At 60.2% G+C, this 24,157-nt stretch carries 22 protein-coding genes and 1 pseudogene; 14 read left to right on the top strand and 9 right to left on the bottom strand.

Annotated features, from left to right (window positions below):
- From LQR33_RS14300 to LQR33_RS24415, 6 genes are all read left to right on the top strand, one after another.
- A partial coding sequence (locus LQR33_RS14300) for a thioesterase domain-containing protein (RefSeq protein ID WP_231469490.1) occupies positions 1 to 1,170 on the top strand: 1,170 nt, incomplete at its 5' end.
- A 146-nt stretch (positions 1,171 to 1,316) separates the two neighbouring features.
- A complete protein-coding gene (locus LQR33_RS14295; RefSeq protein ID WP_231469488.1) occupies positions 1,317 to 2,162 on the top strand; it encodes a hypothetical protein in 846 nt (281 codons plus the stop codon).
- A gap of 16 nt (positions 2,163 to 2,178) precedes the next feature.
- Positions 2,179 to 2,601: a hypothetical protein gene (locus LQR33_RS14290; protein ID WP_166440737.1), complete on the top strand. Its 423-nt coding sequence runs from the start codon at positions 2,179 to 2,181 to the stop codon at positions 2,599 to 2,601.
- A gap of 62 nt (positions 2,602 to 2,663) precedes the next feature.
- Entirely contained in the window at positions 2,664 to 3,983 is a 1,320-nt protein-coding gene (locus tag LQR33_RS14285; RefSeq protein ID WP_221667768.1) for an alpha/beta fold hydrolase, read from the top strand.
- A 2-nt stretch (positions 3,984 to 3,985) separates the two neighbouring features.
- Positions 3,986 to 5,326 (top strand): MFS transporter, encoded by a 1,341-nt coding sequence (locus LQR33_RS14280; RefSeq protein ID WP_231469497.1) that lies wholly within the window; start codon positions 3,986 to 3,988, stop codon positions 5,324 to 5,326.
- A gap of 233 nt (positions 5,327 to 5,559) precedes the next feature.
- Positions 5,560 to 5,790 (top strand): hypothetical protein, encoded by a 231-nt coding sequence (locus tag LQR33_RS24415; protein ID WP_378108679.1) that lies wholly within the window; start codon positions 5,560 to 5,562, stop codon positions 5,788 to 5,790.
- A 55-nt stretch (positions 5,791 to 5,845) separates the two neighbouring features.
- Here LQR33_RS24415 and LQR33_RS24410 read toward each other — a convergent pair.
- The 3 genes and pseudogenes from LQR33_RS24410 to LQR33_RS14265 all read right to left on the bottom strand — a co-directional run.
- Positions 5,846 to 5,911 (bottom strand): annotated as a pseudogene (locus tag LQR33_RS24410) (hypothetical protein); the annotation flags it as partial.
- A 164-nt stretch (positions 5,912 to 6,075) separates the two neighbouring features.
- Positions 6,076 to 6,969 (bottom strand): LysR family transcriptional regulator, encoded by an 894-nt coding sequence (locus LQR33_RS14270; RefSeq protein WP_231177882.1) that lies wholly within the window; start codon positions 6,967 to 6,969, stop codon positions 6,076 to 6,078.
- Between the two features lie 68 nt (positions 6,970 to 7,037).
- Positions 7,038 to 8,822, bottom strand: coding sequence for an aminopeptidase P family protein (locus tag LQR33_RS14265; protein ID WP_231469495.1), 1,785 nt, complete (start codon positions 8,820 to 8,822; stop codon positions 7,038 to 7,040).
- Between the two features lie 97 nt (positions 8,823 to 8,919).
- Here LQR33_RS14265 and LQR33_RS14260 point away from each other — a divergent pair, with 97 nt between their 5' ends.
- Together LQR33_RS14260 and LQR33_RS24230 are read left to right on the top strand one after the other, a co-directional pair.
- The gene (locus tag LQR33_RS14260; protein ID WP_231469486.1) at positions 8,920 to 9,138 is read left to right on the top strand and encodes a hypothetical protein; all 219 of its coding nucleotides are present in this window, start codon (positions 8,920 to 8,922) and stop codon (positions 9,136 to 9,138) included.
- Positions 9,139 to 9,269: 131 nt separating this feature from the next.
- Positions 9,270 to 9,395 carry a hypothetical protein gene (locus tag LQR33_RS24230; RefSeq protein ID WP_021475974.1) on the top strand — a complete coding sequence of 42 codons (126 nt, stop codon included), beginning with the start codon at positions 9,270 to 9,272 and terminating at the stop codon, positions 9,393 to 9,395.
- 129 nt (positions 9,396 to 9,524) lie between these two features.
- Here the strand turns inward: LQR33_RS24230 and LQR33_RS14255 are convergent, their stop codons facing one another.
- Positions 9,525 to 9,929, bottom strand: a complete 405-nt coding sequence (locus LQR33_RS14255) for a VOC family protein (protein WP_231469484.1) — start codon at positions 9,927 to 9,929, stop codon at positions 9,525 to 9,527.
- Positions 9,926 to 10,537, bottom strand: a complete 612-nt coding sequence (locus LQR33_RS14250) for a flavodoxin family protein (RefSeq protein ID WP_231469481.1) — start codon at positions 10,535 to 10,537, stop codon at positions 9,926 to 9,928. The genes LQR33_RS14255 and LQR33_RS14250 overlap by 4 nt, the downstream gene beginning before the upstream one ends.
- A 41-nt stretch (positions 10,538 to 10,578) precedes the next feature.
- Between LQR33_RS14250 and soxR the strand changes: the two genes are divergently transcribed.
- Both soxR and LQR33_RS14240 read left to right on the top strand, forming a co-directional pair.
- On the top strand, positions 10,579 to 11,025 hold the full coding sequence (soxR, locus tag LQR33_RS14245) for a redox-sensitive transcriptional activator SoxR (RefSeq protein ID WP_166440730.1): 447 nt from the start codon (positions 10,579 to 10,581) through the stop codon (positions 11,023 to 11,025).
- 483 nt (positions 11,026 to 11,508) lie between these two features.
- Positions 11,509 to 12,296 (top strand): IS5 family transposase gene (locus tag LQR33_RS14240; RefSeq protein ID WP_378077728.1). Its coding sequence is split into 2 segments (ribosomal slippage): positions 11,509 to 11,830 and positions 11,830 to 12,296, totalling 789 coding nucleotides; the frame shifts between segments, so codons are not numbered across the junction.
- 6 nt (positions 12,297 to 12,302) lie between these two features.
- Here the strand turns inward: LQR33_RS14240 and LQR33_RS14235 are convergent.
- Entirely contained in the window at positions 12,303 to 16,628 is a 4,326-nt protein-coding gene (locus LQR33_RS14235; protein ID WP_231469478.1) for an EAL domain-containing protein, read from the bottom strand.
- A gap of 721 nt (positions 16,629 to 17,349) precedes the next feature.
- On the opposite strand from LQR33_RS14235, the gene LQR33_RS14230 reads away from it, so the two are divergent.
- Positions 17,350 to 17,766, top strand: coding sequence for a DOPA 4,5-dioxygenase family protein (locus tag LQR33_RS14230; protein WP_231177851.1), 417 nt, complete (start codon positions 17,350 to 17,352; stop codon positions 17,764 to 17,766).
- Positions 17,767 to 17,779: 13 nt separating this feature from the next.
- On the opposite strand, the gene LQR33_RS14225 is transcribed toward LQR33_RS14230, so the two are convergent.
- Both LQR33_RS14225 and LQR33_RS14220 read right to left on the bottom strand, forming a co-directional pair.
- Positions 17,780 to 18,958, bottom strand: coding sequence for an acetyl-CoA C-acetyltransferase (locus tag LQR33_RS14225; RefSeq protein WP_166440727.1), 1,179 nt, complete (start codon positions 18,956 to 18,958; stop codon positions 17,780 to 17,782).
- Between the two features lie 69 nt (positions 18,959 to 19,027).
- Complete coding sequence (locus tag LQR33_RS14220) at positions 19,028 to 20,734, bottom strand: PHA/PHB synthase family protein (protein ID WP_372400952.1); 1,707 nt, start codon at positions 20,732 to 20,734, stop codon at positions 19,028 to 19,030.
- Between the two features lie 329 nt (positions 20,735 to 21,063).
- Here LQR33_RS14220 and LQR33_RS14215 point away from each other — a divergent pair, with 329 nt between their 5' ends.
- The 3 genes from LQR33_RS14215 to LQR33_RS14205 all read left to right on the top strand — a co-directional run bounded on the left by LQR33_RS14215 (position 21,064) and on the right by LQR33_RS14205 (position 23,348).
- Positions 21,064 to 21,714: a fumarylacetoacetate hydrolase family protein gene (locus tag LQR33_RS14215; protein ID WP_231469475.1), complete on the top strand. Its 651-nt coding sequence runs from the start codon at positions 21,064 to 21,066 to the stop codon at positions 21,712 to 21,714.
- Complete coding sequence (locus LQR33_RS14210; protein WP_166440744.1) at positions 21,714 to 22,118, top strand: RNA-binding S4 domain-containing protein; 405 nt, start codon at positions 21,714 to 21,716, stop codon at positions 22,116 to 22,118. The genes LQR33_RS14215 and LQR33_RS14210 overlap by 1 nt, the downstream gene beginning before the upstream one ends.
- Before the next feature lie 69 nt (positions 22,119 to 22,187).
- Positions 22,188 to 23,348 (top strand): MFS transporter, encoded by a 1,161-nt coding sequence (locus tag LQR33_RS14205; RefSeq protein WP_231469472.1) that lies wholly within the window; start codon positions 22,188 to 22,190, stop codon positions 23,346 to 23,348.
- Here the strand turns inward: LQR33_RS14205 and LQR33_RS14200 are convergent.
- Positions 23,326 to 24,099, bottom strand: a complete 774-nt coding sequence (locus LQR33_RS14200; RefSeq protein ID WP_231469470.1) for a helix-turn-helix transcriptional regulator — start codon at positions 24,097 to 24,099, stop codon at positions 23,326 to 23,328. The two genes, LQR33_RS14205 and LQR33_RS14200, sit on opposite strands and share 23 nt — an antisense overlap.
- Between the last annotated feature and the right edge of the window lie 58 nt (positions 24,100 to 24,157).

Here is a 24,157-nt window from a genome sequence, read left to right as displayed (position 1 = left end):
CTGGCGGAGTACATGGTGCCGAGCGGCTTCGTGGTGCTGGAGGCCTTCCCGTTGACGCCGAACGGCAAGCTGGACCGCAAGGCGCTGCCGGCGCCGGACGGCTCGCAGCTGTCGAGCCGGGCGTACGCGGCGCCGGAAGGCGAGGCGGAGACGGCGCTGGCGGCGATCTGGAGCGAGCTGCTGGGGGTGGAGCGAGTGGGCCGCCACGACAACTTCTTCGAACTGGGCGGACACTCCCTGCTGGCGGTGAGGCTGGTGGCAAGCATTGCAGGCCGCATGCCTTACGCCGCCAGCTTGCAGGATGTTTACGCTTTCCCTTCCCTGGCCGAGCTGGCGCGCCGATTGAGCGCGGGGGGCGGGAACGACGCTGCCATACGGGTGGGGGGACAGGGCGAAGAGGAGCGCTTGTTTATCCTGCACGAACTTCATGGCGGCATCGCTTATGCCAGAGATCTGGCCGAACACCTCGGACAGGGGCGTTCCATCTATGCCTTGCCTGGGATTGATGAGCACGGAAACTTGCTGGCAGAGCCAGACATGGGCGGGCTGGCGCGCATTCACGCGGCTCGGATAAGAAGCTTGCAGGCGAAGGGGCCGTATAGCCTTGCAGGCTGGTCGGTCGGCGGCACGATCGCGCATGCGGTGGCGGCGGAACTGTCCGCTCAGGGGGAGGAGATCGCCTTCCTGGGACTGATCGATAGCATGCCGGACTATTCCAGCCTCGCGGCTAGGCTGGAGCAGCGGCAACGGGCCGAGCGAAACGAGCGTGTCGCCATGCTGTTCTTCTGGCTGGAGCTGGAGCATGGCTATGACGAGGCTGGGCTGGCCAGTTTGCGCAGCTTGCCGAATCCAGACGAGATGCTGTCAACCGCGCTTAAGGAGGTTGGGAGGCCGGCGGCCGGGACGCTAACGGAAGAGTGGTCGCATTTGACCACCCGCTGGATGACGTTAAAAGCCGTGCTTTCTTATCAGCCGAAGCGCTTGGCTGCGCCCACGGTTTTGTTCGTGGCTACCGACTCTCTTGCCGCGAATTTGGATCAAGGATGGCGTCAGTCATGCCCTGATCTGAGGGTAGAGACAATCAAGGGTGATCATTACAGCATATTGCAGATGCCTGCGATCCTGGCGCTGGGGGAGGCGTTCAGAAAACGATTGGCAAAGGAGGCTTGATCCTGACGATGGGTAGGGCGGCTGGCCGGGACAAGCCTCCCCTTCCAGCCGCCTGTCTGCGGATTGCGTTTTAATTTCAAATGAATAAAATATGTAATTCAAAAAATCAAATGTCACAGTGAGGCGAGATGACAGGCAAATCTGCAGTGCGCGCCGCCATCGGCTGCGGTTTGGCCGCGGCTTGGCTCACATCCGCCCTGGCCGCAGGCACGGCCGCGGATCTGGCTTCGAGTCGGACCTATGCGGTCTTGCAAAAAGGCGAGGCGGTTTTTCAGGAAAACGCCAAGCTTGCGCCGAGTGGCGTGTTCCAATATCGACTTTATCTGAGCGGCGCTTCCAATGCGCCAGCGCCAACGCTAAAGCTGTCGGGCAGGGGCGGATCCACGGTGGTGCCGCTTGGAGCGAGGCAGGCTTTTTCTCTGCCGGGAACGGCGGAAAAGTCGGATTCCTCATTGAAGTTGATGGTGTCGCCAGCGAGCGAGAGCGTCAATTGGCGAGCCGAGGTGAGCACACCGGGCCTGCCGGCAGGGACCAGGCGATTGGGCGATTTGCGTTTGGAATGCTTGGTGGATGTCAAAAGCAATCTGAATGGGCTGAATGAAGGCAAGGTCGACTGCATGCCCGCCGCGGCTAAGGAGGCTAACTGCATGGAGGATATGCACAATTGCGCCAAGTATGTGCCAGCCGCAGTCGGCGCGGCGGTTTTGGATGCAATCAAGGGGGTTGCTAGGTTGGAAGTGGAGAACGACCCTTACGAAGCCAAGCCATTCAGTTATTTGTTCATTGCCGACAGACCTTTATTTTCCGTTTCCTTGCAGCAGGGCGAGCGCAGGCTGGTATTGCCGACAGAATGGCTTTATGGACTGCGGCAGCAACGGAGTCCGTTTTTCTACTGGCCTTACCCAAAGCAATATTTTTATTCGCTTCCGCTGAGCGATGCTTCTTGGTCTAACGATGCGCTCGTGGTTTTCGAATATATGGATCCAGTTTGAGCCGAGGAGGGGGAGCATGGCGAGAAGGATGAGGCGAGCTGCAAGGCTGTTTGGCGCGATGGCGCTGGGTATTTTGTTGTCGGCCTGCGCCAGCGTTGGCAATGCCAAGCTGGAGGATGTGGACGAACCGTATGTCAAGCAGGCCTTGTCTCGGGGCGAAGGCACCAAGCAAGGAATGGCGGGCTTATTTGGCCAGCCGCAGCGGAAGATAAGCTTTGATGGCGACAATGAAATTTGGGTGTACAGCTACCGGCAGTACAAAGCCAAACTGCAAAACTTCACCAATGTGAGCGTTTTGTTCCGTGGGCAGAATAATTACAGCAAGGAATTGGTGTTGTTGTTCGACAAGTCAGGAAACGTGAGGCAATGGAAATTGTCGGCTAGCGAGGAAAGCGTGGGTACCGGATTCGCGACTCAGCCATTGCCGGCAGAAAATTAGGCATGGCTTGTCCATGATGAGCTGAATGGCGGCGATTTATCTGCCAATAGGATGAAAGGCTGATGACTGTGAAGCGATGGATGGTGCAGGATAGCGTGAGCAGCGGAGCGGCGCTGGCGAGCCTCGAAGGCGAGGAGTCTGACTGGCTTTGGCTAGCCGCCCTGCCGGAGCATGGATTCCAGACCTTGCAAGGCTTGGCTTATGCGCTGGCGCGCGAGGTGCGCCGTTTGCAGCCTGATGGCCCTTATTGCCTGGCGGGAAAAGGCGTTCTGGGGGCGCTGGCTTATGAAGTGGGCTTGCAGTTGCGAGGCATGGGGCAGACTGTAGCCTGCGTTGCGCTGGAGGGCGCGCCTGCGTGGACTCGACAGTCCGAAGCGCTGGCGGTCGAGCGGTCGCAAGCCAGTTTGCCGGCATGGTTGCGCCGCTGTCTTTCATCCTATGTCCCCGAACCGGGGGATTTTCCATTGCAGCCAACGAATATGCCGGCATCCGCCGAGGCTTTCTGGCGCGATCTGGGCGCGCAAGCGAGCTCGCGAGTTCCGGCTCACCAGCCGCTGGTGATGCTCAGGCAGGGACGGCAATCATTGCCGCCATTGATTTGCGTGCCGGGCGCAGGTGCCAGCGTGGTGGATTTCTTCGCGCTTTCAAGCGCGCTTTCCTATCAAGGGAGCGTGTATGGGCTGCAGCCAAGGGGGCTGGATGGCAGACAGCCCCCGCATGTGACGGTCGAGGATGCGGCGCGATCGTATCTGGACGCGCTGCGGGCGAGCGCGCCAGGGCCAGTACATTTGCTAGGGCATTCTTTTGGCGGCTGGATCGCGCATGAGCTGGCGGCGCAGTTGCAAAGCGCGGGAACCAGCGTGTTGTCGTTGACCGTGCTGGACAGCCGGGTGCCGAATGATGCGCCAGGAGAGTATGGCCAGCGCGAAGTGCTGAGTAGACTGATTGCCTTATATCAGCAGGGGTGCGGAGAGCCGCTAAGACTGGATGCGGCGGAGCTGGCGGAGCGAAGCGCGAGGGAGCAAAGAAAGGCTTTGCATGGCGAATTGCTTAGAGTCGGCATTCTGCCTTCTCGCAGTTCCCCGGATATCTTGAGCGGGGTGCTCAGAACCTTTGCCTGCGCTTTGCGAGCCGGATACCGGCCAGAGCGCTTGTACCAAGGCCCCAGCCGGCTGGTGCTGGTCAAACCGTCGGAAGCGCGCTCGTCAGAAGACGCGATGTCGCGCGAGCAATGGATTGCGGGTTGGCGTAGATGGCTTCCCGATTTAGCGTTCTGGGAGGGGCCAGGCAATCACATCACTTTATTGCGATCGCCTCAGGCTGGGCGCCTGGCGGCATGGTTGGACGAAACGTTGTGCGGCATGAAAGCGGTGCTCTCGTGAGCATGGTGCTGAAGCGATTTCGATCCTTGGGCGCTGCGTTTGCTTGCATGTGGCTGAGCGAGATGATTACGGGCTTGGGCAGTCTATTGCTGCAATTCGCGCTAGGCGTGTGGATTTATCAAAAGACGGGCTCGGTCGAGGACTTTTCTTTTGCCTTATTGACGGGAACCTTGCCTGCGTTTTTGTTGCTGCCCATCGCCGGCGCTTGCGCGGATCTATTGGATCGAAGAAAAGTGCTGATTGCCTGCGATTTCTTACTATTGCTGCTGATTGGTGTTTTATCTTTCATGATCTGGCTGGATGCGCTGCTGGTTCCGGCTGCGATGGCGATGAATGGACTTGTCGCTTTGATCCACCTCTTCCGTAGGCCATCATACCAAGTGGCATTGAGCCGGCTGCTGCCCGTCAACCAGCTGAGCCAGGCCAATGGATTGCGGACCCTGAGCGATGGGCTGGTGCAACTCGCGGGGCCGATGCTGGCCGGCGCGCTGATGTTTCGGTTTGGGCTGACGGGCATTCTGCCTTTGGAGACGCTGCTGATTGCGGCCGCGGTTTTGCTGGTGCTGCGAGCCATGCGGGGAGCGACGGAGCCGGCGGCCGCAGGCAACACGGTTGGCCGTTTGTGGCGGCACAGCCGCTCCAGTCTGAGCAAAACGATGGCCTATCTGAACGGGCAGAGAGCGATGTTCGGTTTGCTGATCTATATGCTGTTGCAGGTGGCGCTGATCACGCTGGTTTCCAGCATGCTGACGCCGCTGGTGCTGGCCCGGCACGGCAGCGACACGCTGGGGATGGTGATGGGGTGCGGCGCCTTCGGCGCGATTGGCGGCGCGATCGCGGTCACCATCGCGAATCCCAAGCGTCGGCTGATGCGTTGGATCATATTGTCGGATCTGCTGTTGGCGGTCGCCGTGGCCATGGCCGGCTTCGTGGAAAAGCCCCTGTTGTGGGCACTGGCCGCCATGGCGGCGATGGCATGCGGCAGCGTGTCCAACAGCTGCACTTTGAGCCTTTGGATGCGCAAGACGCCGTTGGACTGGCGCGGCAGCTTGTTCAGCCTGTTGGCTTCGATCAACCTCGCCGCGGTTTCGGCGATGCTGCTGGCGGGCGGCGTACTGGTGGAGAGAGTGCTCGCGCCTGCGATGATGCCTGGCGGCGGCTTGGCGGATCTGCTCGGAGGCTGGTTGGGGATTGGACAAGGACGAGGCGTAGCCTTGCTCTTTGTGTTGTGCGGCATCGGCAGTTTGGCGATCTCGGTGTTTGCCCTGCTGGGCACCAATCTGGCTCAACTTGACGATATGGTTGAAGACGCGCCAATAGGCCTGAGCGAGTCTGTGGCCTGAGCAGGCCTGCTGACGGGCTGGCGCCGACGGTGAGCAGTCGAGCCTGTCCCGCTGCAAACGGCCAGCGCGCTGCCGCTATGAGCGAAGGCCATGCTTTGGCGCGCATGGGGCAATCTCTTTGCACGCCGGCTGCGTGACGCTGAGACAGACGCCGCGCATCGCGCGGCACGTCGGCGGACGGGCGTCTGGCGCACTCGAAATAGCCGACGAGGGAGGTGTCAGGAATTCTGTGGTTGGTTAGACAAATCTCAGCCTATGGCGTCGGTAAAGCGCTCACCGAACAGAATGGCGAACTGGCTGGCGGCCTGTTTCGAGGTGATAGGCGGCATCTTCCAGCCTTTCTCAATCTTGCGCAAGGCAAGGTAGAGCAGCTTGCTGGCAGCCTCGTCGTTCGGGACATGGCCCCGGTTTTGACGATCTTGCGCAGTTGCATGTGCATGCTTTCAATCGTCTTGGTCGTGTAATGATCCTGCGCACCTGCGACGGGTAGCCGAAGACGGGAATGACCTGTTCCCATTGCCGGCGCCACATTGCCGGTACGGTGGGAGGTCTCCGCTCTCGATCGCCTTCTGCAAACGCATTCAACGTCGTTGCTGCAGCCTCGGTCGTGGCGGCCAGGTAGATCGGCTTGAGCGCGACGCCTCAGGACGGCGGCAAGCCCTAATATTGTAAATGGCGGGCAGGCGCTTCCAAGTCGGGGCGTCGAGCCGGGCGGGGCTGCGGCAGGCCGCAGACGCATCCGCCGTCTTCTACACCGCGAACTGCTCCAGCAGGAAATCTATCAGCCGCCGTATCCGCGCCGGCTGCAACCGGTGGCCGGGGTAGAGCAGATGCAGCGGCGCGGGCTCGGTGAAGTAGTCGTCCAGCACTGTCGCCAGCCGGCCGGCGGCGAGGTCGGCGGCGATGTCCAACTGCGACTTATAGGCGAAGCCGAGGCCCTGCACCGCCCAGCGGCGCAGCACCTCGCCGTCGTTGCTCTGGCGCGCGCGCTCCAGACGCAGCGTTCTGGCCTCTCCCATGTCGCGATAGCGCCATTCGTTCATCGGCCCGTGGCCGGTCATCAGCGTCAGGGTGGGAAGCGTAGCCAGATCCTGCGGGCGGCTGGGCACGCCCAACCTTTCCAGCAGCGCCGGCGCGGCGCAGACCACGCGGCGGCTGGCGGCCAGCTGCCGCGCCACCAGGCTGCTGTCCGCGGGCTGGCTATAGCGGATGGCGAGGTCGATGTCGTCGCTGATCAGGTCGGCCGGCGTGTCGCTGAGCGACAGCGAAAAGTGCACGGCGGGGTGTTCAGCTCCGAAACGGTCCAGGCAGTCCAGCAATCGGTTGCGGCCCAGGTCGGATGGGGCGGACAGGCGGATCACGCCGCTCAGCTCCCGCTGTTCCTGCTGCAGCCGGTGCTCGCCTTCCTCCAGCAGCTCCAGCGCTTGCCGGCAGTAGGTTAGATAGGTTTCGCCGGCTTCGGTCAGCCGCAGCCGGCGGGTGGTGCGCTGGAACAGGCGGGCGCCCAGCGCGGCTTCCATGCGCTGGATGCAGGCGCTGGCGGCCGCGGGGGACAGGCCGTGCTTGCGGCCGGCGGCGGAGAAACTGCCAAGCTGGGAGGCGTCCTGGAACAGGCGCAGGTCGGCCAGGCGGTCGAACGGCATTGGTCTTTCCTTGCTAAAACGAAACAGGCCATGCCGCGGGGCATGGCCTGTCACAGTATCACCGCAGTTTACAGCGTTTCGGTGTTGGCCAGCAGCCAGTCGCGCGCCGCGCCGTCTACCAGCGGCAACAGCCGCGCGCGCACTTCTGCGTGGTAGCCGTTCAGCCAATCGATCTCCGGCCGGGTCAGCAGCGAATGGTCGATGCAGCGGCGGTCGATCGGGCACAGCGTCAGCGTCTCGAACTTCAGGAAGTCGCCGAACTGGTTCTGCTCCGACGCCACGTTCAGCACCAGGTTTTCGATGCGCACGCCCCACTGGCCGGCGCGGTACACGCCCGGCTCGATCGAGGTGATCATGCCTTCCTGCATCGCCATGTGCGGCTCCGGCACTGCGCGCGAGATGCTCTGCGGGCCTTCATGCACGTTGAGGAAATAGCCGACGCCGTGGCCGGTGCCGTGGCCGAAGTCGATGTCGTGCTGCCACAGCGGCGCGCGCGCCAGCGCGTCCAGCATCGGCGACAGCGTGCCGCGCGGGAAATGGGCCATCGACAGCGCCATCGTGCCTTTCAGCACCAGGGTGAAATCGCGCTTTTGCTCCGCGGAAGGGCTGCCGACAGCCAGCACACGGGTGATGTCGGTGGTGCCGCCCAGATACTGGCCGCCGGAATCGATCAGCAGCAGGCCGTCGCCCTTGATCTCGCTGTGCGCTTCCGGGGTGGCGTGATAGTGCGGCAGCGCGCCGTTGGCGTTGAAGCCGGCGATGGTGCCGAAGCTGGGCGAGACGAAGCCAGGGCGCCGCGCGCGCGCGGCGGTGATTTCTTCGTCTATCGTCAGCTCGGTGATGCGGGCCTGGTTGACGTTGGCTTCGAACCAGGCGAAGAACTGGGCCAGCGCCGCGCCGTCCTGCTCCATCGCGCGGCGCACGTGTTCGGCTTCGGCAGCGCTCTTGCGCGATTTCATCAGGGTGCTGGGGTTGATCGCCTCGATCACCTGGACGCCGTCCGCCACCGCCTGGCGCAGGCCCAGCGTGACGCGGCGGGGATCGATCAGCAGCGCGCCGCCGGGCAACGCGGACAGAGCGGGCTTGGCTTCGGCGTAATCGCTCACCCGGACGCCATCGGCGGCCAACTGGGCGGCGAGGGCGGCGTCTACCTTGCCCGGCGCGACGAACAGCGTGGCCGAACCGGCCTCGACCAGCGCGTGGGCGATGAATACGGGGTTGTAGCTGACGTCGGCGCCGCGCAGATTGAACAGCCAGGCGATGTCGTCCAGCGTGGAGATGAAGTGGCGCTCGGCGCCGGCCGCGCGCATCGCTTCGCGCACGCGGGCCAGTTTGGCGGCGCGGCTTTCCGGCGCGTAGGCGGCGTCATGCTGGTAGATGGCGGCGGCGGGCAGCGCCGGGCGGCCGGCGTAGATGGCGTCGATCAGGTCGATATCGGTGCGCAGGGCGATGCTGCGCGGCTCCAGCGCGGCTTGCAGCGCCTTGGCCGCGGCCAGGCCCAGCGAGTCGCCGTCCACCGCCAGCGTCTGGCCAGGCTTCAGCGTGTCGGCCAGCCATTGCAGATGCAGGCTGCTGGCGGCGGTGTCGATTTTCATCAATTGAACGCCGGTGCCGGCCAGTTCCTGTTCGGCCTGGACCCAATAGCGGCCGTCGGCCCAGACTCCGGCGAAGTCGGCGCTGACGATCAGCGTGCCCATCGATCCGGTGAAGCCGGACAGCCATTGGCGCGCCTGCCAACGCTTGGGCAGGTATTCGGAAATATGCGGATCGGACGAGGGCACCAGACAGGCGTCGACGCCGGCGTTCTTCATCGCGGCGCGCAGCGAGGCGATGCGTTGCGGAATGGTGTCCAATTGCGGGGTTGCTACAGTGTTCATGCCGGCTCCGGGAGGGTGGTTGCATGCATTCTGTAAGCAAAGGAAACGCCGCGCAAGTGGATGAGCGCAGCTCATGGTTGGCATGCTCATCCGCCGGCGCGACGGTTGTGGAGCCGAGCGGGGTTCAGCGGTGCTTGACGCGGCGGTGGCCAGGGCGGCCTGCTACGTTGCAAAGCTGGACGAGAGTGGACAGAAAATGCTTCATCGTGGATTCCTTTGTCGTTTTGTCGCCGCTCATGGCTTGGCAAGAGCTTTGTTTGGCGTGAACATTAATGATAATGGCATTTATTGATTTGGCAAGATATTTGATGCAAGGCAAGATGTTGTGCGCATTTTTGTTGCGTTTCCGGCATTCCTGTCGATTCTTACTATACTGAGGCCGGTGTCGGTCATGCCGACGCTCGACTAAATCAGGAGCGAATCATGAGCAAATCCAGACACACCAGCAAAGAGTCGAAGAAACAGCCGTTGATGACGCCGAAGGAGAAACGGGCCGCCAAGCATCAGAAGAAGCATGCGCCGGAAGCCCCCGTCATCGTTCCTCACTAGGCAGCCGCGCCTGAGCGGCGCCATCGCCGAACCCGACCGCCCGGCATGGGCGGATATTTCCGGCCGCTTGGCCGGACAAGAGGACAAGCCTCCCGAGCATGGCGCTGCGGGAGGTTTTTCATTGGGCCTTCAGTCTTGGGCCAGCCGGATCTTCAGGGCCGCGTAATCGTAGCTGGTGATTTCGTAGCCGTTGCCGTCTGGATCGAGGAAATACATCGACCAAGAAAGCTCGTGGTCCACCGCTTCCGGCTGCGCGCCCAGCTCTTTCCGCAGATGGGCGTGCCATTGCAGGAAGCCGTCGGCGTCCACGCCCAGCGCGATTACCGCCCCCGGAACGACTTCGGGCCGCTCGAACAGCGCCAGCTTGAGCGTGCCGGCCGCATTGGCGACGGTCAGCGGCCCGCGGCCGGGGCTCCAGGATTCCAGTTCGGGCACGCGGATGAGGCCCAGCACGCGGCGGTACCAGGCTTCGGCGGCGGCGCGGTCGCGCGTGTAGACGTGGATGTGGTCTATGCCATGGATGTCGGGTGTCATGTCTGTTGCTCCTTTTTGAGCGCGGCGGCGCGCATGCGGTTGGCCAGTCCGGCGACGCGGCGCCCCAGGTGGCGGGCGGTGGCCAGATCGGATGGGTGCAGCTTGCCATCCGGGCTGTGCGCGGTGGCGCCCAGCTGGCAACCCAGACGGTTGAGCCCCTCAGGGCTGTAGCCGGCGGCGATGTCCAGCCCGCACCACAGCATGCCGTGCTGGGCGGCCAGCGTGGAGAAGTAGGCCAGCGTGCATTGCTGGTCGCCGTTCAGGTTGCCGCCTATGGTGAAGCCGGCGGCGATCTTGTCTGCCCAGGCTTGGCGGCACCAGTTGGCGCTGCTGGCGTCGGCGAAGGCCTTGAACTGCGCGGCGGGCCCGCCCATGAAGGTGGGGCTGCCGAAAATAATGGCGCTGGCGTCCTGCAGCTCGTCGACAAAGGCCTGGATGGGGTAGCGGCCGTGTTGGATATGTTGCGGCAGGATGCGCAGCAGGCGGGCGTGGCCGTGTTCCGCCGCGCCTGCCTGGATGGCTTCGGCAAGCAGGTGGGTGCTGTCGCCGCTGGAATAATAGACGATCTGGATATGGCTCATGTCGTTCGCGTAATGAATGATTGCCATGCTAGTATCAAAGTTAAAGTTAACTTTAAGTCAATGCGAATATGGAAGACAGCGCCATCACCATAGGCCGATTGGCCAAACGCACCGGCGTGGCGGCCAGCGCCTTGCGTTTTTATGAGGCGAGAGGGCTCATCCATAGCGTGGGCGAGGCGGGCAAGACCCGGCGCTATCGCCGCGATGCGATACGCCGGGTGTCGTTCATCCGGGTGGCCCAGGCGATGGGCATGAGCCTGCAGGATATCGGCGCGGCGCTGGCTGAGCTGCCGTCGCAGCGCACGCCGACGGCCGACGACTGGGCCAAGATCTCGCAGGCTTGGCGCCCGTTGCTGCAGGCGCGGATCGACGCGCTATGTAGGTTGCGGGATCAACTGGACAGCTGCATAGGCTGCGGCTGTCTGTCATTGGAGCGCTGCAAGCTGTACAACCCGGACGACGAGGCGGGCGAGAAGGGGAGCGGGCCGCGCTTTCTACTGGATAAGAAAGTGTGAACTGCGCCGCCGCATCGGCTTGGGCGAATGGAGCAGGTCCAAATCAGCAGGCCTGGGGAACTGCGGCCGAAGGCGCCACCCAGCAGCTTGTCGCCGGCTGATTCGCGGGTCAAGACCACGAGTGGCTGGTGATCAGCATGGCTCGGCAGTGGGCATGCCTGTCTCCGCTTGGCGCAGAAATCCGGAGGTTCTGTTCTACGGTGAATCGTTTCTTCGTGCCCACACTCCATATCGTGGCGAGCTGGACGCTAAAGTGACATGCTATTCAATAGCGGGGGGAGGGGCGTCGGCAGCGCTTAGAGTGGCTAATAAAACCCCTGATGCTGCGTTGCGCCGACTTGCCGTACTGCTTGTACTGTCTGCCCCGGCGCGCCTTGCCTCAGTCGTAAAACTGAGTTTTGTTAGCCACTCTTAGACCCGCTAACAAAACCTCTTCATGCCAGATGCGTATGCCCTCATCTGGCGAAGATGTAACGAAAAGTCATCAGCCAGAAGCTTTGGAAGTCATTGCAGCCGCTACTCTCCCCGCCGCCGCGTTCCCGCCGGGCTGGGAGGCCGCGGTTGGATGATTTTGCTGCCCTCAACGGCATCTTGTTTGTTCTCACAACCGGCATTCCTTGGGAGGACCTCCCACAGGAACTCGGTTTGGGCAGCGGGATGACCTGCTGGCGAAGACTGCGGGATTGGCAAGCGCAAGGTATTTGGGACCGCCTACATCTGGCTTTGCTGATACAACTACGCCAACACGATCAAATTGATTGGAGCCGGGCCAGCATCGATGGGGGTAGCGTTGCCAGCCCCCGGGGGGCCAAGAGACCGGCCCCAACCCCACCGATCGAGCTAAATGCGGCAGCAAACGGCACATCATCGTAGATCGCCGAGGTTTGCCACTGGCGCTGAGCATTGCTGGCGCCAATCGGCACGACTCCATGGTCTTCGAAACTTTGGTCGATGCGATTCCTGCCGTTCCTGGTTTGCCAGGACGGCCCAGACGAAAGCCTTACAAGCTGCATGCTAACAAAGGCTATGACTACCGCCGTTGCCGTGCACACCTGAGCCGACGCGGAATCTTGGTGCGAATTGCTCGGCGCGGGGTGGAAAGCAGTGAGAGACTAGGTCGCCACCGCTGGGTGGTAGAACGTACCCATTCTTGGCTAGCTGGCTTCGGGAAATTGCGCATCCGCTTCGAGCGGCGGCTGGACACGCATTACGCCTTGCTAAAGCTGGCTTTCTCATTGATATGTCTGCGATTTGTCGACAGGTTTTGTTAGCGGCTCTTAGTGCGCGAGCTGTAATTTTTTTGTTAACTCGATCTTGGAAAGCGGCGGGCTCAGCCAAAAACCCTGAAGCACATCGCAGCCCAAATTATTTAAAACTTCAGCTTGTTCCTGGTTCTCTACCCCCTCGGCAATGACTTCAAGACTCATGGCGTGCGCCATGGAAATGATCATTTCTACCAGCGTCATGGTTTCGCTTTGATCCAGCATGGAGCTAATAAAGGCGCGGTCGATTTTCAGCGCCTGTACTGGCAGCTTTGCCAGGTAGGCAAGAGAGGAATAGCCTGTGCCAAAATCATCGATAGCAATGGCGAGATCAAATTTCCGTAATTGATGTAGTGTTTCAATGCTGTTGTCGATATTTTCCATAATCTGGGTTTCAGTAATTTCAAGATCGATGCCATTTTCACTTGGGTAGCGCTGCAGTATGGATGACAGTGTTGAAATAAAATCAGTTTGTTTGAGTTGCCACGGGGAGACATTAACCGCAATGCGTGGAGTGTGCAGGCCTGCGCTCTTCCATTCATGAAAATCTTCGACAGCCCTCTGCAATACCCAGATGCCAACTTGACCTATCAAACCAAGCTCTTCCAGGATTGGGACAAATTCGGCCGGCGGAACGAGCCCGAAGTCTGGGCTTTCCCAGCGGATCAAGGCTTCCACACTTACCAAACGGTGAGTACGAGCATTGTACTTGGGTTGATAGTGAAGTACGAACTGCTCACGTTCGATGGCCTGCCGCAGTTTGGCTGCCAAGGCCAGCGAGACAAGCGCGCGCTCAGTCATTTCCTGGCGATAAAATAAAAATGGTTTCGCTTCTGCTTTTGAACGGTTCAGCGCCGACTCAGCACGCTCCAGCAAGGTATTGGAGTCCAGTCCATCGTCTGGGTACATGGCAACCCCAAACTTGGCGGAAAGCCTCAGCTCGATATCGTCAATAACGGCAAATGTGCCTCCTAGGCAGTTTTGTTGCAAGTAGTCAATTCGTCGAGCAACCTCCTCTTCATTTTGTGTGTCAGGCAGCATCATTACGAATTGATCTGAGCCATATCTGGCTAACAGATTGGCATCGCCTAGATGTTCCGTCAGACTGGCGGCCAATTCATGAAGAAGGTGATCTCCAACCCGACGGCCAAATACATCATTGATGGTTCTGAAATGCTCAATATCCAGGAGTGCGACTGCTAGCTTGCTGACTTCACGTTCTGCGTCTATCGTTTTCAACGTCAAACGCTCACTAAGCAGGGAGCGATTGGCAAGGCCTGTTAGGCTATCATAATAAGAAAGGTAATCCAGTTTTTCTTCTTTTAAGATATGGTCGAGCGCGAAAGCGATGTCATCTGATAGTTCTTGCAGAAGTGCGGTTTCTTGTTTATCGAATACCCCAACCTCTCTTGCATATAGAGCCAAAATCGCGGTTGTCTCGCCATTTACGATAATCGGTAAATAAGCTGCGGCCTGGGGAGGATGGATGGAAAGGCTTGTGTCGGACTGGGAGGAGATTGTCGTAGACTGCACATCATTGCAAACTACCATTTTCGCAGATTGCACGGCACGATAAACTGCATCATCTCGAATGATAGTATCTTCCCCGGTACTGAAATTAATCTGTTGAGGAGTGCCATCATTCTTGCCGTAATAGGCGGTAACGTGTGCTTCTTGGCTGGAAGGGTCAATAATGCCAAGCCACGCCATCTGATACGCGCCTACTTCTACGGCGATGCGGCAGGCATCGTCAAAAAGCTCATTGCGGCTATGGCAGCGTACAATCAAGGCATTTATGCGGCTTAATACCTCATATACCCTGCTTAGATGTTCTATATGCTGACGTAGCAATGATTGCTGCAAGGCAATGGCTAGTTGACGTGCATAACCTTCCGCAAGATCTTGCTGTATCGCGGTGAAAGCGCCCGGTTCTTTTGACGCGAGGTTCATGACGCCCAATAATTTGCCTTCGGCCAGCAACGGAATCCGGATGTAAGACTGCATGCCTTGTTGATATAGGCGTTCCAGGATAGTTGATCGTTTGGGTATCGAGCCAAGCTCATCCACTCGGCAAACCTCTCCTTTTTCTAAGTGCCTTAAGTCATCCAAGCCATAGCTGAAAAGGGATAGTCGTTGTCCTGGGTTATAGCTTGAGCCTGGCGCGCGCTCCATGGCCAATACTTGCGCCTGATGCTCTTCCCAATCGATAATCATGGCTGTCGCGCCCCAGAATGGTACAAGTTTACGCAGGTAGCGTAAGCCTAGTTGTGCCACCTGATGTGGCGTTTGAGCAGCTAAAATTACCCTTCCTAGCTCATTCAGTGACTCCAAATGCTGCAAATGCGTTTCCAATTCGGTACGAGCTTGCACTCTGTCGCTGATATCTCGTATGACTACCGTAATAAAACGCTTGCCATCCAATTCTAGCTTGGAAAATGATGTCTCCACGGGAAAGACAGAACCATCCGCTCTGATGCCTAGAATTTTTCCATCCTGGCTCCCTGTGCGACGACTGGTTACGGTGCTCTGATTGAAAGCTTTGACACGTTGGATATGTGCAGTGCGAAAAGCTGGAGGCAAGAGGATATCCAAAGGTTGCCCAACAGTATCACAAGCTTTTCTACCAAACATGATTTCAGCCGCCGGATTGAAAAACGTAATATCCTGTACAGCGTCAATTGTAATGATGCCATCCATTGCGGAGTTGACAATGCTGGCGTAGCGCTTTTCGCTGTCTCGCAATTCTTGTTCAGCTGCTTTATGTGTAGTCAGGTCCTGAGTGACTTTGGCAAAACCTACCAGCAAACCAGCCTCATCTCGAATGGAATATACAACCGCTTTAGCCCAGAAACGGCTGCCATCGCGTCGAATACGCCAACCCTCATGCTCCGCTCGGCCATTTTCTGTTGCGTAAGTTAATAATGAATCTGGAATGCCTGCATCTTGGTCTTCCTTGGTATAGAAACAAGTAAAAGATCGGCCGATGATTTCATCGGCAGAGTAGCCTTTAATGCCTTGGGAGCCGATGCTCCAGCTTTTTACCATCCCGTTCGGATCAAGCAGGAAGAAGGCGTAATCCGTGATGGCGTCCATTAGTAGACGAAATTCATGTTCGCTGCGGCGTAATGATTCTTGTATGCGATGCTCCTTGCTGACATCCAATACTGCTCCATGGATATAGACATCTCCGCCAAACTGGATCAACTGCCATGAGAGAAGAGCATGGAAAGTCTCGCCATTAACTTTTCGCAACTGAACGGGGGCTCCGCTTATGCGTTGGCAATTCTGCATTTCGGCTATCAGCCTCGTTCTATCATCTGGATTGAACCAGATTGCTAGATCCTGAGTGGTGCGTCCAATAGCTTGATGCATATCAACATGAAATAATTGTCTGAAAGCTTGATTGATTTCGATCAGCCGACCATCTTCCTTGCGTGATAGCCCCATTGCAACTGGACTACCTTCAAAAATGGTGCGAAAGCGCTCTTCACTTTGTCGCAATTCAGCAGATTTGGCCTCTAATGCGCGTAATGATGCGACTAAGCGTGAGCGAGCGTGAGACTGATGCTCCCCCAGCATGCTCAGCACAACACCATTGAGCACTAGCAGGCTAGTTTGTAACAAATCAATTCCTAGATAGCTGACGCTACCCGCTGACATAGAAAAAAGCAGTGCTATGCTTCCTGTCGAAATTGCTGTTGCAAGTAAACCAGGTCCCAGGCCACCAAGAATGGCGCTTAGGCCAATTGGAATCAGAAATAGTATTAATAGTGGGCGTTGGGTGAACTCTGGAGGAATATTGATGCGAACTATTACAACCAAGATGGAGCCGATGATGGAAAAAATATAACTTTTCCATTTGTCACTAGGCAATATAAACGAAATCGGCGTGGCTGATTTTTCTTCACGAAGGGAGCGTAGACTCCAAAATAAAAGCGTCGCCGTTACGAAAGTAAATAATGCATCTTTGCCACTGGCTATCCATATGCCCACTCCTTGACTGTCAAGCAGCCAGTCTGGAATGACCAGCCAAAGAAGAGCTAGCAGGGTGTAAATTGTGATGATGGAGAGCACCAAACGGTGAGGGTGGGCACATGCCCAACTCGATAGCTTTTCATAGTGGAGGAGCCTGGCAAAATTATTGGGGTGCACTCTGAGCAGAGAAAAGTACAACAAGCTAGCTGACACGAAAATAAAGAATATATCCCATGCGAGCCCGCCAAATACAAGCTCACCTGCTTGCCCATTGAACAGGATGTCCGGAATGACAAGCCAGGCAAGCGCAACAAGAATATAAGTCAAAGTTATTGTTGTTATATGATGCCGGTTGCCCGCAAGCATGCGTCCCTCCCTCCCAGTCCCCGCTTGAAAACCTTATAGGTGGTGTTGGCTTTGCTGATATGCCAAGCGATAGCGCTTGCTTGAGGCGGCAGCCTTCAGTTCAAGCGGCGCTATTCTTTTTTAATCTAGGAAAATTCCAGTAGTTAAACCAACCTGACTTGATAGGGTTGTACTGAGTGCTGATAGGCCCTGCACATTTGTGTGCCTGTTAATAAGCAAGCCTTGGAATAGCGTAAAGGACCTATTGTCAAATAGGCGATGTTGCGATCTGCTCTCCTTGGCGCATGTCCATGCCAATCAAAAGTAGGGAGAGGCCCGTTGCTGTAGGAGAATGGCGGATATGAAAATGAGCGGATCCGCTGAGGGGCAGGTCATCGGCTTTCTCAAGAGCGCCGTGCTCGGCGTGCCGAAATGTCATCGAGTTCCAGCGCGCCTGAGGCCTGGAAACTGAAAGCGCTCGCCCCAAGAAATGGTTGTCCGAGGCCCTGCTCGCCAGATCTCGCGACGGATCATTGCTGCCTGGAGAGATGGCGACAAGCTGATGGGCCTCCATGCCTCGATGGGCTGGATGCCCTAGCCTCGTTTGCGGCCCGCTGAACGGTCAAGCGGCAGTACAATAGCATGGAAGCCCAGAGCCTCTATCCTCGTCGCTGTCATGGCTTGCGAGGATGGATCAGTTCGCACGTAGGGCATTGGGCAGCATCCGCAAGGGAGAATAAGCATGCAACAGGCGATAACAGTGACGGGCTACCACGCCCATGTGTATTTCGACGAAAACAGCAAGACGCGCGCAAGCTGGCTCAGGGAGGCGGTGCAGCAGCGCTTCGATGTCAGCGTTGGACGGTGGCGCGACCAGGCGTACGGACCGCATCCTTGCGGGGCGTACCAGCTGGCGTTCGGTGCCGCGCAGTTCGGCGAACTGGTGCCGTGGCTGATGTTGAACCGCGGCGAGCTGGATATTCTGGTGCATCCGCTCAGCGGCGACGATGTCGAGGATCACAGCGATTTCGCGATGTGGCTGGGACAGCCGCTGGATTTGGACATCGCCTATCTGCGCGAACGGGGGCAGCGCAGGGATGGAGGCGGGAGCTGGGGGAATGAAAAAACCGCCGGCGAAGATCCGGCGGTTTTGATTTGACGGCGGGAGGCGCTTACGGGCGCTCAACCGCGAGCGCCACGCCCATGCCGCCGCCGATGCACAGCGTGGCCAGGCCTTTTTTGGAGCCTCGGCGCTGCATTTCATGCAGCAGCGTCACCAGCACGCGGCAGCCGGACGCGCCGATTGGGTGGCCCAGCGCGATCGCGCCGCCGTTGACGTTGACCTTGTCCGAACCCCAGCCCAGCTCCTTGGCCACGCCCAGCGCCTGGGCGGCGAAGGCTTCGTTGGCTTCCACCAGATCCAGGTCTTCCACTTTCCAGCCGGCTTTGGCGAGCGTCTTGCGGGTGGCGGACACCGGGCCGATGCCCATGATTTCCGGCTCGCAGCCGGTCAGCGCGTAGCCCTTGATGATGGCCAGCGGCTTCAGGCCCAGCTGATCGGCCTTCTGGGTGGACATCAGCAACACCGCGGCGGCGCCGTCATTGATGCCGGAGGCGTTGCCGGCGGTGACGGTGCCGTCTTTCTTGAAGGCCGCGCGCAGCTTGGCTAGGCCGTCGGCGCTGGCGTCATGCTTGATGAACTCGTCGGCGTCGAAGGCCAGCGGGTCGCCCTTGCGCTGCGGCACCAGCACCGGGACGATTTCGTCCTTGAACTTGCCGGCCTTCTGGGCGGCGGCGGCGCGTTGCTGCGACTGCAGCGAGAAGGCGTCCTGCTCCTCGCGGCCAATGCCGTATTTAGCCGCCACGTTCTCGGCGGTGATGCCCATGTGATAGGCGTTGTAGGCGTCGGTCAGACCGTCGTTGACCATGGTGTCCACCAACTGGGCGTTGCCCATGCGGAAGCCGTCGCGGGAGCCCGGCAGGATGTGCGGGGATAGCGACATGCTTTCCTGGCCGCCGGCGATGACGATCTCGGCGTCGCCCGCGAGGATGGCCTGTGCGGCCAGATGCACGGCGCGTAGGCCGGAGCCGCACACCACGTTCAGCGTGGTGGCCGGGGTGGTGACCGGCAGGCCGGCCTTGATCAGTGCCTGGCGGGCCGGATTCTGGCCGCTGCCGGCGGTGAGCACCTGGCCCAGGATCACTTCGCTGACGTCTTCCGGCTTGACGCCGGTTTTTTCCAGCAGCGCCTTGATCACGGTTGCTCCCAGCTCCGGCGCCGGGATCTTGGCCAGACCGCCGCCGAAGCTGCCGATGGCGGTGCGCTGCGCGGCTACGATTGCTACTTCCATGTCTTTCTCCTTTTGCTTGCGGCCCGCGCGGCGGCGGGCCATGCCGCCCTGAGGGGCGTTTGAATGGGGTTATTGCAGGCTGGCAGCAACGGCGGGCATGGCCTTGGCCAGCACGTATTCGCCGGGCGCCGCCTGCAGCGGCGGCAAGTCCTTGCTGCCCAGGCTCTTGGGCGCGGCCACCTGCTTGCCGGACTGCGGCGCCAGCCAGGCGTCCCAGTCCTTCCACCAGCTGCCGGGGCGGCTTTCGGCGCCTTCCAGCCATTCCTCGGCGTGCAGCGGCAGCTTGTCGTTGGCCCAGTAGTTGCGCTTGTCCTTGGTGACTGGATTGATGGAGCCGGCGATATGGCCGGACGCGCCCAGCACGAAGCGGCGGCTGGGCGCGCCGCCCAGGTATTTCAGGCCGGAGAAGGCGGAGCTCCACAGCACGATGTGGTCGTCGCGCGCGGCGAACATGTAGACCGGCACGTCGATCTTGGAGATGTCGATCGGCACGCCGCACAGCGTGATCGCGCCCGGGCGCACCAGCGCGTTGTTCATGTAGAACTGGCGCAGCAGGAAGGTGTGCATCGGCAGCGGCAGATCCACCGCGTCGTTGTTCCAGAACAGGAGGTCGAACGGCGCCGGGGTCTTGCCCAGCAGATAGTTGTTGACCACGTAGTTCCATACCAGATCGTTGGCGCGCAGGCTGGCGAAGGTGCGGCCGATCTCCTTGCCGCTGATGATGCCGCCGGCGGCCATCTTGGCCTCGCGGCCGGCGATGACGTTTTCGTCGATGAAGAACGAGATCTCGCCCGGCTCGGCGTGGTCGATCAGCGAGGTCATGAAGGTGGCGGAGTCGAAGTACTTCAGCCCCTTGGCCTGGGCCACGCACAGCGCGGTGGTGAGGATGACCCCGCCCACACAGAAGCCGAGCACATTCATCGTTGGCTGCTTGGTGATCTTCTGCACCGCCTCCGCCGCCTCGAACACGCCTTTCTCGATATAGGTTTCCCAGGTGAAGTGCCTCATCTCGGACACGGCCGAGCGCCAGCTGATCAGGAACACGCGGTAACCCTGGGCGACGAAGTGGCGCACCATCGAGTTGTCCTGCTGCAGGTCCATCAGGTAGTACTTGTTGATGCAGGGCGGGATGAACAGCAACGGCTTTTCGTACACCTTGTCAGTGGTGGGGGTGTACTGGATCAGCTCGATCAGCTCGTTGCGGAACACCACTTGGCCGGGCGTGATCACCAGGTTCTTGCCGATCTCGAACTTGCTTTCATCCGACATCGAGATGTGGCCCTTTTGGATGTCGTCCAGCATGTTCTTCATGCCTTCGACCAGGCTTTCGCCCTTGGTCTCGATCGCGCGTTTGACCACGTCCGGGTTGGTCAGCATGAAATTGCTGGGCGACATCGCGTCCAGATACTGGCGGGTGGCGAAGGCCAGCTTGTCCTTGGCGTCCTCGTCGAGCTGGGTCTTGTCCACCAGCTCCATCATCCATTTGGAAGTTTGCAGATAGCTCTGCTTGAGGAAGTTGTAGAACGGGTGCTCGTTCCACTCCGGCGACGCGAAGCGGCGGTCGGCGGGCTTGGCGCCCGGCTCGGCCGGCGCTTGCTGGCCGGCAGTCTGGCCGAGGAACTGCGACCACAGGTTGATCTGCTGCTGGTATAGCGAGGACTGCAGGGCGAACAGCTGATTGGTCTGGTTCATCAGCTGGGACCAGGCGCCGGAGAACGGATGGGTTTCGGCGTCGGGGGCATAGGCCGGCGACAGTGAATTGACGAACTGCTGCATCCATTGCTGGTTGGCCTCGGAGAGGCTGGTGAAGAAACCTTCCAGCGCGGCGGTACTATTCTGGGACAAGATGAATCTCCTGAAACGTGCAAATCGTTGTCGAAGCCTGTCTGAATGTCTGGACTGCATGGTCAAGCGGATGTCCCTGCGACTTTAACAGGGTTGCATGACATTTTCACGCCGTCCGGCGGCGAAATCCGCCATAAGGCTGGCATTGGCCGCAGTTTGTTGCTGCGATGCACAAAGCGTCATAAAACACAAAGCGTTTCGCGGTATGGGTTTGACATCGCTTGTGGGATAATCGACTTCGAAATCCAGGGGGAATTGCAATGTCGAGTGTAAAACTTGGCTTACATGCCATCCGCGTCGGCAATATTTTCTGCATCGGCCGCAATTACGCCGCGCACGCCGCCGAGCTGGGCAACAAGGTGGAAGACGAGCCGCTGGTGTTTTTGAAGCCGACCTCGGCGCTGCTGGACGAGTCCTCGCCCATTTGTCTGCCGGCCTATTCCGACGACGTCCATCACGAGTGCGAGCTGGTGGCGTTGATAGGCAAGGGCGGGAACGATATTCCGCCGGACGCGGCGCTGAGCCATGTAGCGGGTTACGGCATCGGCCTGGACCTGACCGCGCGCGATGCGCAGGCGGAGGCCAAGCGCAAAGGCCATCCATGGACCAAGGCCAAGGGCTTCCGCGGCGCGGCCTGCGTGTCCACGCTGGTGCCGGCCGCCCGAGTAGCGGATCCGCAGCAATTGAAGTTCGAATTGCGGGTCAATGGCCAGCTGCGCCAGAGCGGCGACGCCAGCCTGATGCTGCTCACGCTGGCCGAACAGATCAGTTATCTGTCCAGGCTTTACGGCCTGTCCGACGGCGACCTTATTTTCACCGGCACGCCGGAAGGCGTGGCGCGCATCGTGTCCGGCGATCAACTGGACCTCAGCCTGCACGGGCAGGTGTCGGCGCATTGGAAGGTGGAATGATGGCAAGGCAGGATGAACGGGACGACGACAAGGTTCGTCTCGACAAGTGGTTGTGGGCGGCGCGTTTCTTCAAGACGCGCCAACTGGCGCATGAGGCGCTGGAGCTGGGCCGGGTGCTGGTCAACGGCGATCGGGTCAAGGCCTCGCGCGTGGTGAAGGAGGGCGACAGGCTGTTCCTGCGCTTGAATCAGCTGGAATACAACGTGGAGGTGCTGCAGCTCTCTACCCAGCGCCGCCCGGCCAAGGAGGCGGTGCTGATGTACCGCGAGGACGAGGCGTCCATCGCCGCCCGCGAGGAGCGGTCGCTGTTGCTGAAGGCCGAGCACGCTAGTTTCCCGCATGGCGACGGCCGGCCCACCAAGAAGGCCCGCCGCGAGATATCCCGCTTCAAATCGTCGTTTTAGCCGCCATCGCGGCGTCGGTCCGGCCCGGCGCTGGATGGCGCCCGGCATCGAACCTTCAGAAAGATGACAATGCAGTCGTTGTGGCCGTTCGCTTCGTTCTATTTCACCTACTTCACCTTCCAGGGCATGTTCAGTCCGTTCTGGGGCCTGTATCTGCAGTCGCTGTCGTTCAGCGCCTGGCAGATATCGGTGCTGATGGCGCTGTCCACGCTGGCGCGGATCGTCGCGCCGGGCTTCTGGGGCTGGCTGGCAGACCGAAGCGGCCTTCGCCGCAACATCATCGTCACCACTTCCGTTCTGTCGGCCGCCAGTTTCTGCCTGGTGGGGCTGCATGACGGCTTCTGGTGGATTTTCGTCAACCTGGCGGTGTCGCATTTCTTCTGGGCCGCCGCCTTGCCCTTGGTCGAGGCCAGCACCGCCTACCTGACGCGCGACAATCCCGGCCGCTACAGCCGGGTGCGGGTATGGGGGTCGATAGGCTTCGTCTGCCTGGCGATGAGTGGCGGCTACCTGCTGGACTGGCTGGGCATCGCGGCGACGCCGTGGATCGTCTCCGCGCTGCTGGCCGGCGTGGCGCTGGCCGCGTTCAAGGTGCCGGAGGTGGTGCCGCAGGGCAAGCCCAAGCCAGCCGGGCCGATCTGGGACACGCTGAAGAAGCCGGCGGTGATGGCGCTGTTCGCCTGCTGCTTTCTGCAAGCCTTCGCCCATGGACCGTATTACACCTTCTATTCGCTGGGCTTGAAGGCTTTCGGCTATGACAAAGCGGCGGTCGGCGTGCTGTGGGCGCTGGGGGTGGTGTTCGAGGTGGGCGTCTTCATGCTGATGCCGCGCATCATGCGCCGCTTCGGGCTGGAAGCGTTGATGCTGGCGTCCTTGCTGGCGGCGGTGCTGCGTTTCGGCCTGATCGCCACCTGCCTGGCCTCGCCGGCGGTAGCCGCCTTCGCCCAGGCTTTGCACGCGCTGACCTACGCCTTGCACCACGCGTCGGCCATCGGCCTGATCAACCGCATGTTCGCCGAACAGCACCACGGCCGCGCGCAGGGTTTGTACATCGTCGCGTCTTTCGGCGTGGGCGGCAGCGGCGGGGGGCTGATAGGCGGGCTGGTGTGGCCGCATGGCGGCGTGATGCTGACCTTCGCGATGTCGGCCGTCGCGGCCTTGATCGGCGTGCTGGTGTGCCTGCGCTGGCTGCGGCCGGCCGGCAAGCTCAGAGCAGCATCACCAGTTTGAATTCCGGGGCGTTGGCCGGCCGCAGCGTGATCTGCTGCTTCTGAAGCGGGCCGAGCCGGGGGTGGTGAAAGCCGCGTTCGCCGCCTTCGCGCTCCAACACGTCCTGCTGCTGCCACAGCCGGTCGAACTCGGGGCTTTCGCGGCGCAGTTTTTCCAGCATGCCGGCGGTTTCCGCGTCATCCAGTTGCTGGCCCAGGTCGGCGCGCAGCTCGGCGACCACGCGCCGGGCCCGCTCCGGCCAGTTGTCGATGAAGCCGCGCGCTTCCGGCATCAGGAAAATGAAGTCCAGCTGATTGCGGCTGGCGTCGGGTTTGCCCAGCCAGTCGCAGAATAACTCCTCCGCCGCCGCATTCCAGGCCACTGCCCGCCAGCGGCGGTCTAGCACATAGGCCGGCATGTCGATGCGTGGCAACATCGCTTCCAATATCTCCCGCGCTTGCGGATTGGCGTCGGCTCGCTTTTCCTGCGGATTCTTCAGGCCAGCCAGATCGAACAGGTAGTCGGTTTCCGCGCCCGACAGCTGCAGCGCGGCGGCCAGGCGGCCCAGCGTATGCGCGGAGACCGATTCGCTGCGGCCCTGCTCCAGCCAGGTGAGCCAAGTGGCGCTGATGCCGGCCAGCTGCGCCACCTCCTCGCGGCGCAAGCCCTTGGCCCGGCGGCGAAGCCCGGCGGGCAGGCCGGCCTGCTGCGGCGTCAGCCGTTCGCGGTGGGCGCGCAGAAAGGCGCCAAGCGGAGTCGAAGCGGTGTCCATGGTCTTATCCTGTTGGTTTTTATACCAGTATAAATGCTTATCTTGTAACAGGATAAAA

The organism is Chromobacterium piscinae, assembly GCF_021129175.1.
In the GTDB taxonomy this organism is placed as follows: Bacteria; Pseudomonadota; Gammaproteobacteria; order Burkholderiales; family Chromobacteriaceae; genus Chromobacterium; species Chromobacterium piscinae.
The sequence above is the reverse complement of the archived record's forward strand: the minus strand, read 5'-3'. Positions and strand labels throughout refer to the sequence as shown.

Bases quoted from the DNA above. Each gene is read 5' to 3' on its own strand.
- LQR33_RS14290 (WP_166440737.1), top strand. From the start codon at position 2,179: ATGGCGAGAAGGATGAGGCGAGCTGCAAGGCTGTTTGGCGCGATGGCG.
- LQR33_RS14285 (WP_221667768.1), top strand. From the start codon at position 2,664: ATGACTGTGAAGCGATGGATGGTGCAGGATAGCGTGAGCAGCGGAGCG.
- LQR33_RS14280 (WP_231469497.1), top strand. From the start codon at position 3,986: ATGGTGCTGAAGCGATTTCGATCCTTGGGCGCTGCGTTTGCTTGCATG.
- LQR33_RS14270 (WP_231177882.1), bottom strand. From the start codon at position 6,969: ATGCCGTTCGACCGCCTGGCCGACCTGCGCCTGTTCCAGGACGCCTCC.
- LQR33_RS14260 (WP_231469486.1), top strand. From the start codon at position 8,920: ATGGTTGGCATGCTCATCCGCCGGCGCGACGGTTGTGGAGCCGAGCGG.
- LQR33_RS24230 (WP_021475974.1), top strand. From the start codon at position 9,270: ATGAGCAAATCCAGACACACCAGCAAAGAGTCGAAGAAACAGCCGTTG.
- LQR33_RS14255 (WP_231469484.1), bottom strand. From the start codon at position 9,929: ATGACACCCGACATCCATGGCATAGACCACATCCACGTCTACACGCGC.
- LQR33_RS14250 (WP_231469481.1), bottom strand. From the start codon at position 10,537: ATGGCAATCATTCATTACGCGAACGACATGAGCCATATCCAGATCGTC.
- soxR (WP_166440730.1), top strand. From the start codon at position 10,579: ATGGAAGACAGCGCCATCACCATAGGCCGATTGGCCAAACGCACCGGC.
- LQR33_RS14235 (WP_231469478.1), bottom strand. From the start codon at position 16,628: ATGCTTGCGGGCAACCGGCATCATATAACAACAATAACTTTGACTTAT.
- LQR33_RS14230 (WP_231177851.1), top strand. From the start codon at position 17,350: ATGCAACAGGCGATAACAGTGACGGGCTACCACGCCCATGTGTATTTC.
- LQR33_RS14225 (WP_166440727.1), bottom strand. From the start codon at position 18,958: ATGGAAGTAGCAATCGTAGCCGCGCAGCGCACCGCCATCGGCAGCTTC.
- LQR33_RS14220 (WP_372400952.1), bottom strand. From the start codon at position 20,734: ATGCAGCAGTTCGTCAATTCACTGTCGCCGGCCTATGCCCCCGACGCC.
- LQR33_RS14215 (WP_231469475.1), top strand. From the start codon at position 21,064: ATGTCGAGTGTAAAACTTGGCTTACATGCCATCCGCGTCGGCAATATT.
- LQR33_RS14210 (WP_166440744.1), top strand. From the start codon at position 21,714: ATGGCAAGGCAGGATGAACGGGACGACGACAAGGTTCGTCTCGACAAG.
- LQR33_RS14205 (WP_231469472.1), top strand. From the start codon at position 22,188: ATGCAGTCGTTGTGGCCGTTCGCTTCGTTCTATTTCACCTACTTCACC.
- LQR33_RS14200 (WP_231469470.1), bottom strand. From the start codon at position 24,099: ATGGACACCGCTTCGACTCCGCTTGGCGCCTTTCTGCGCGCCCACCGC.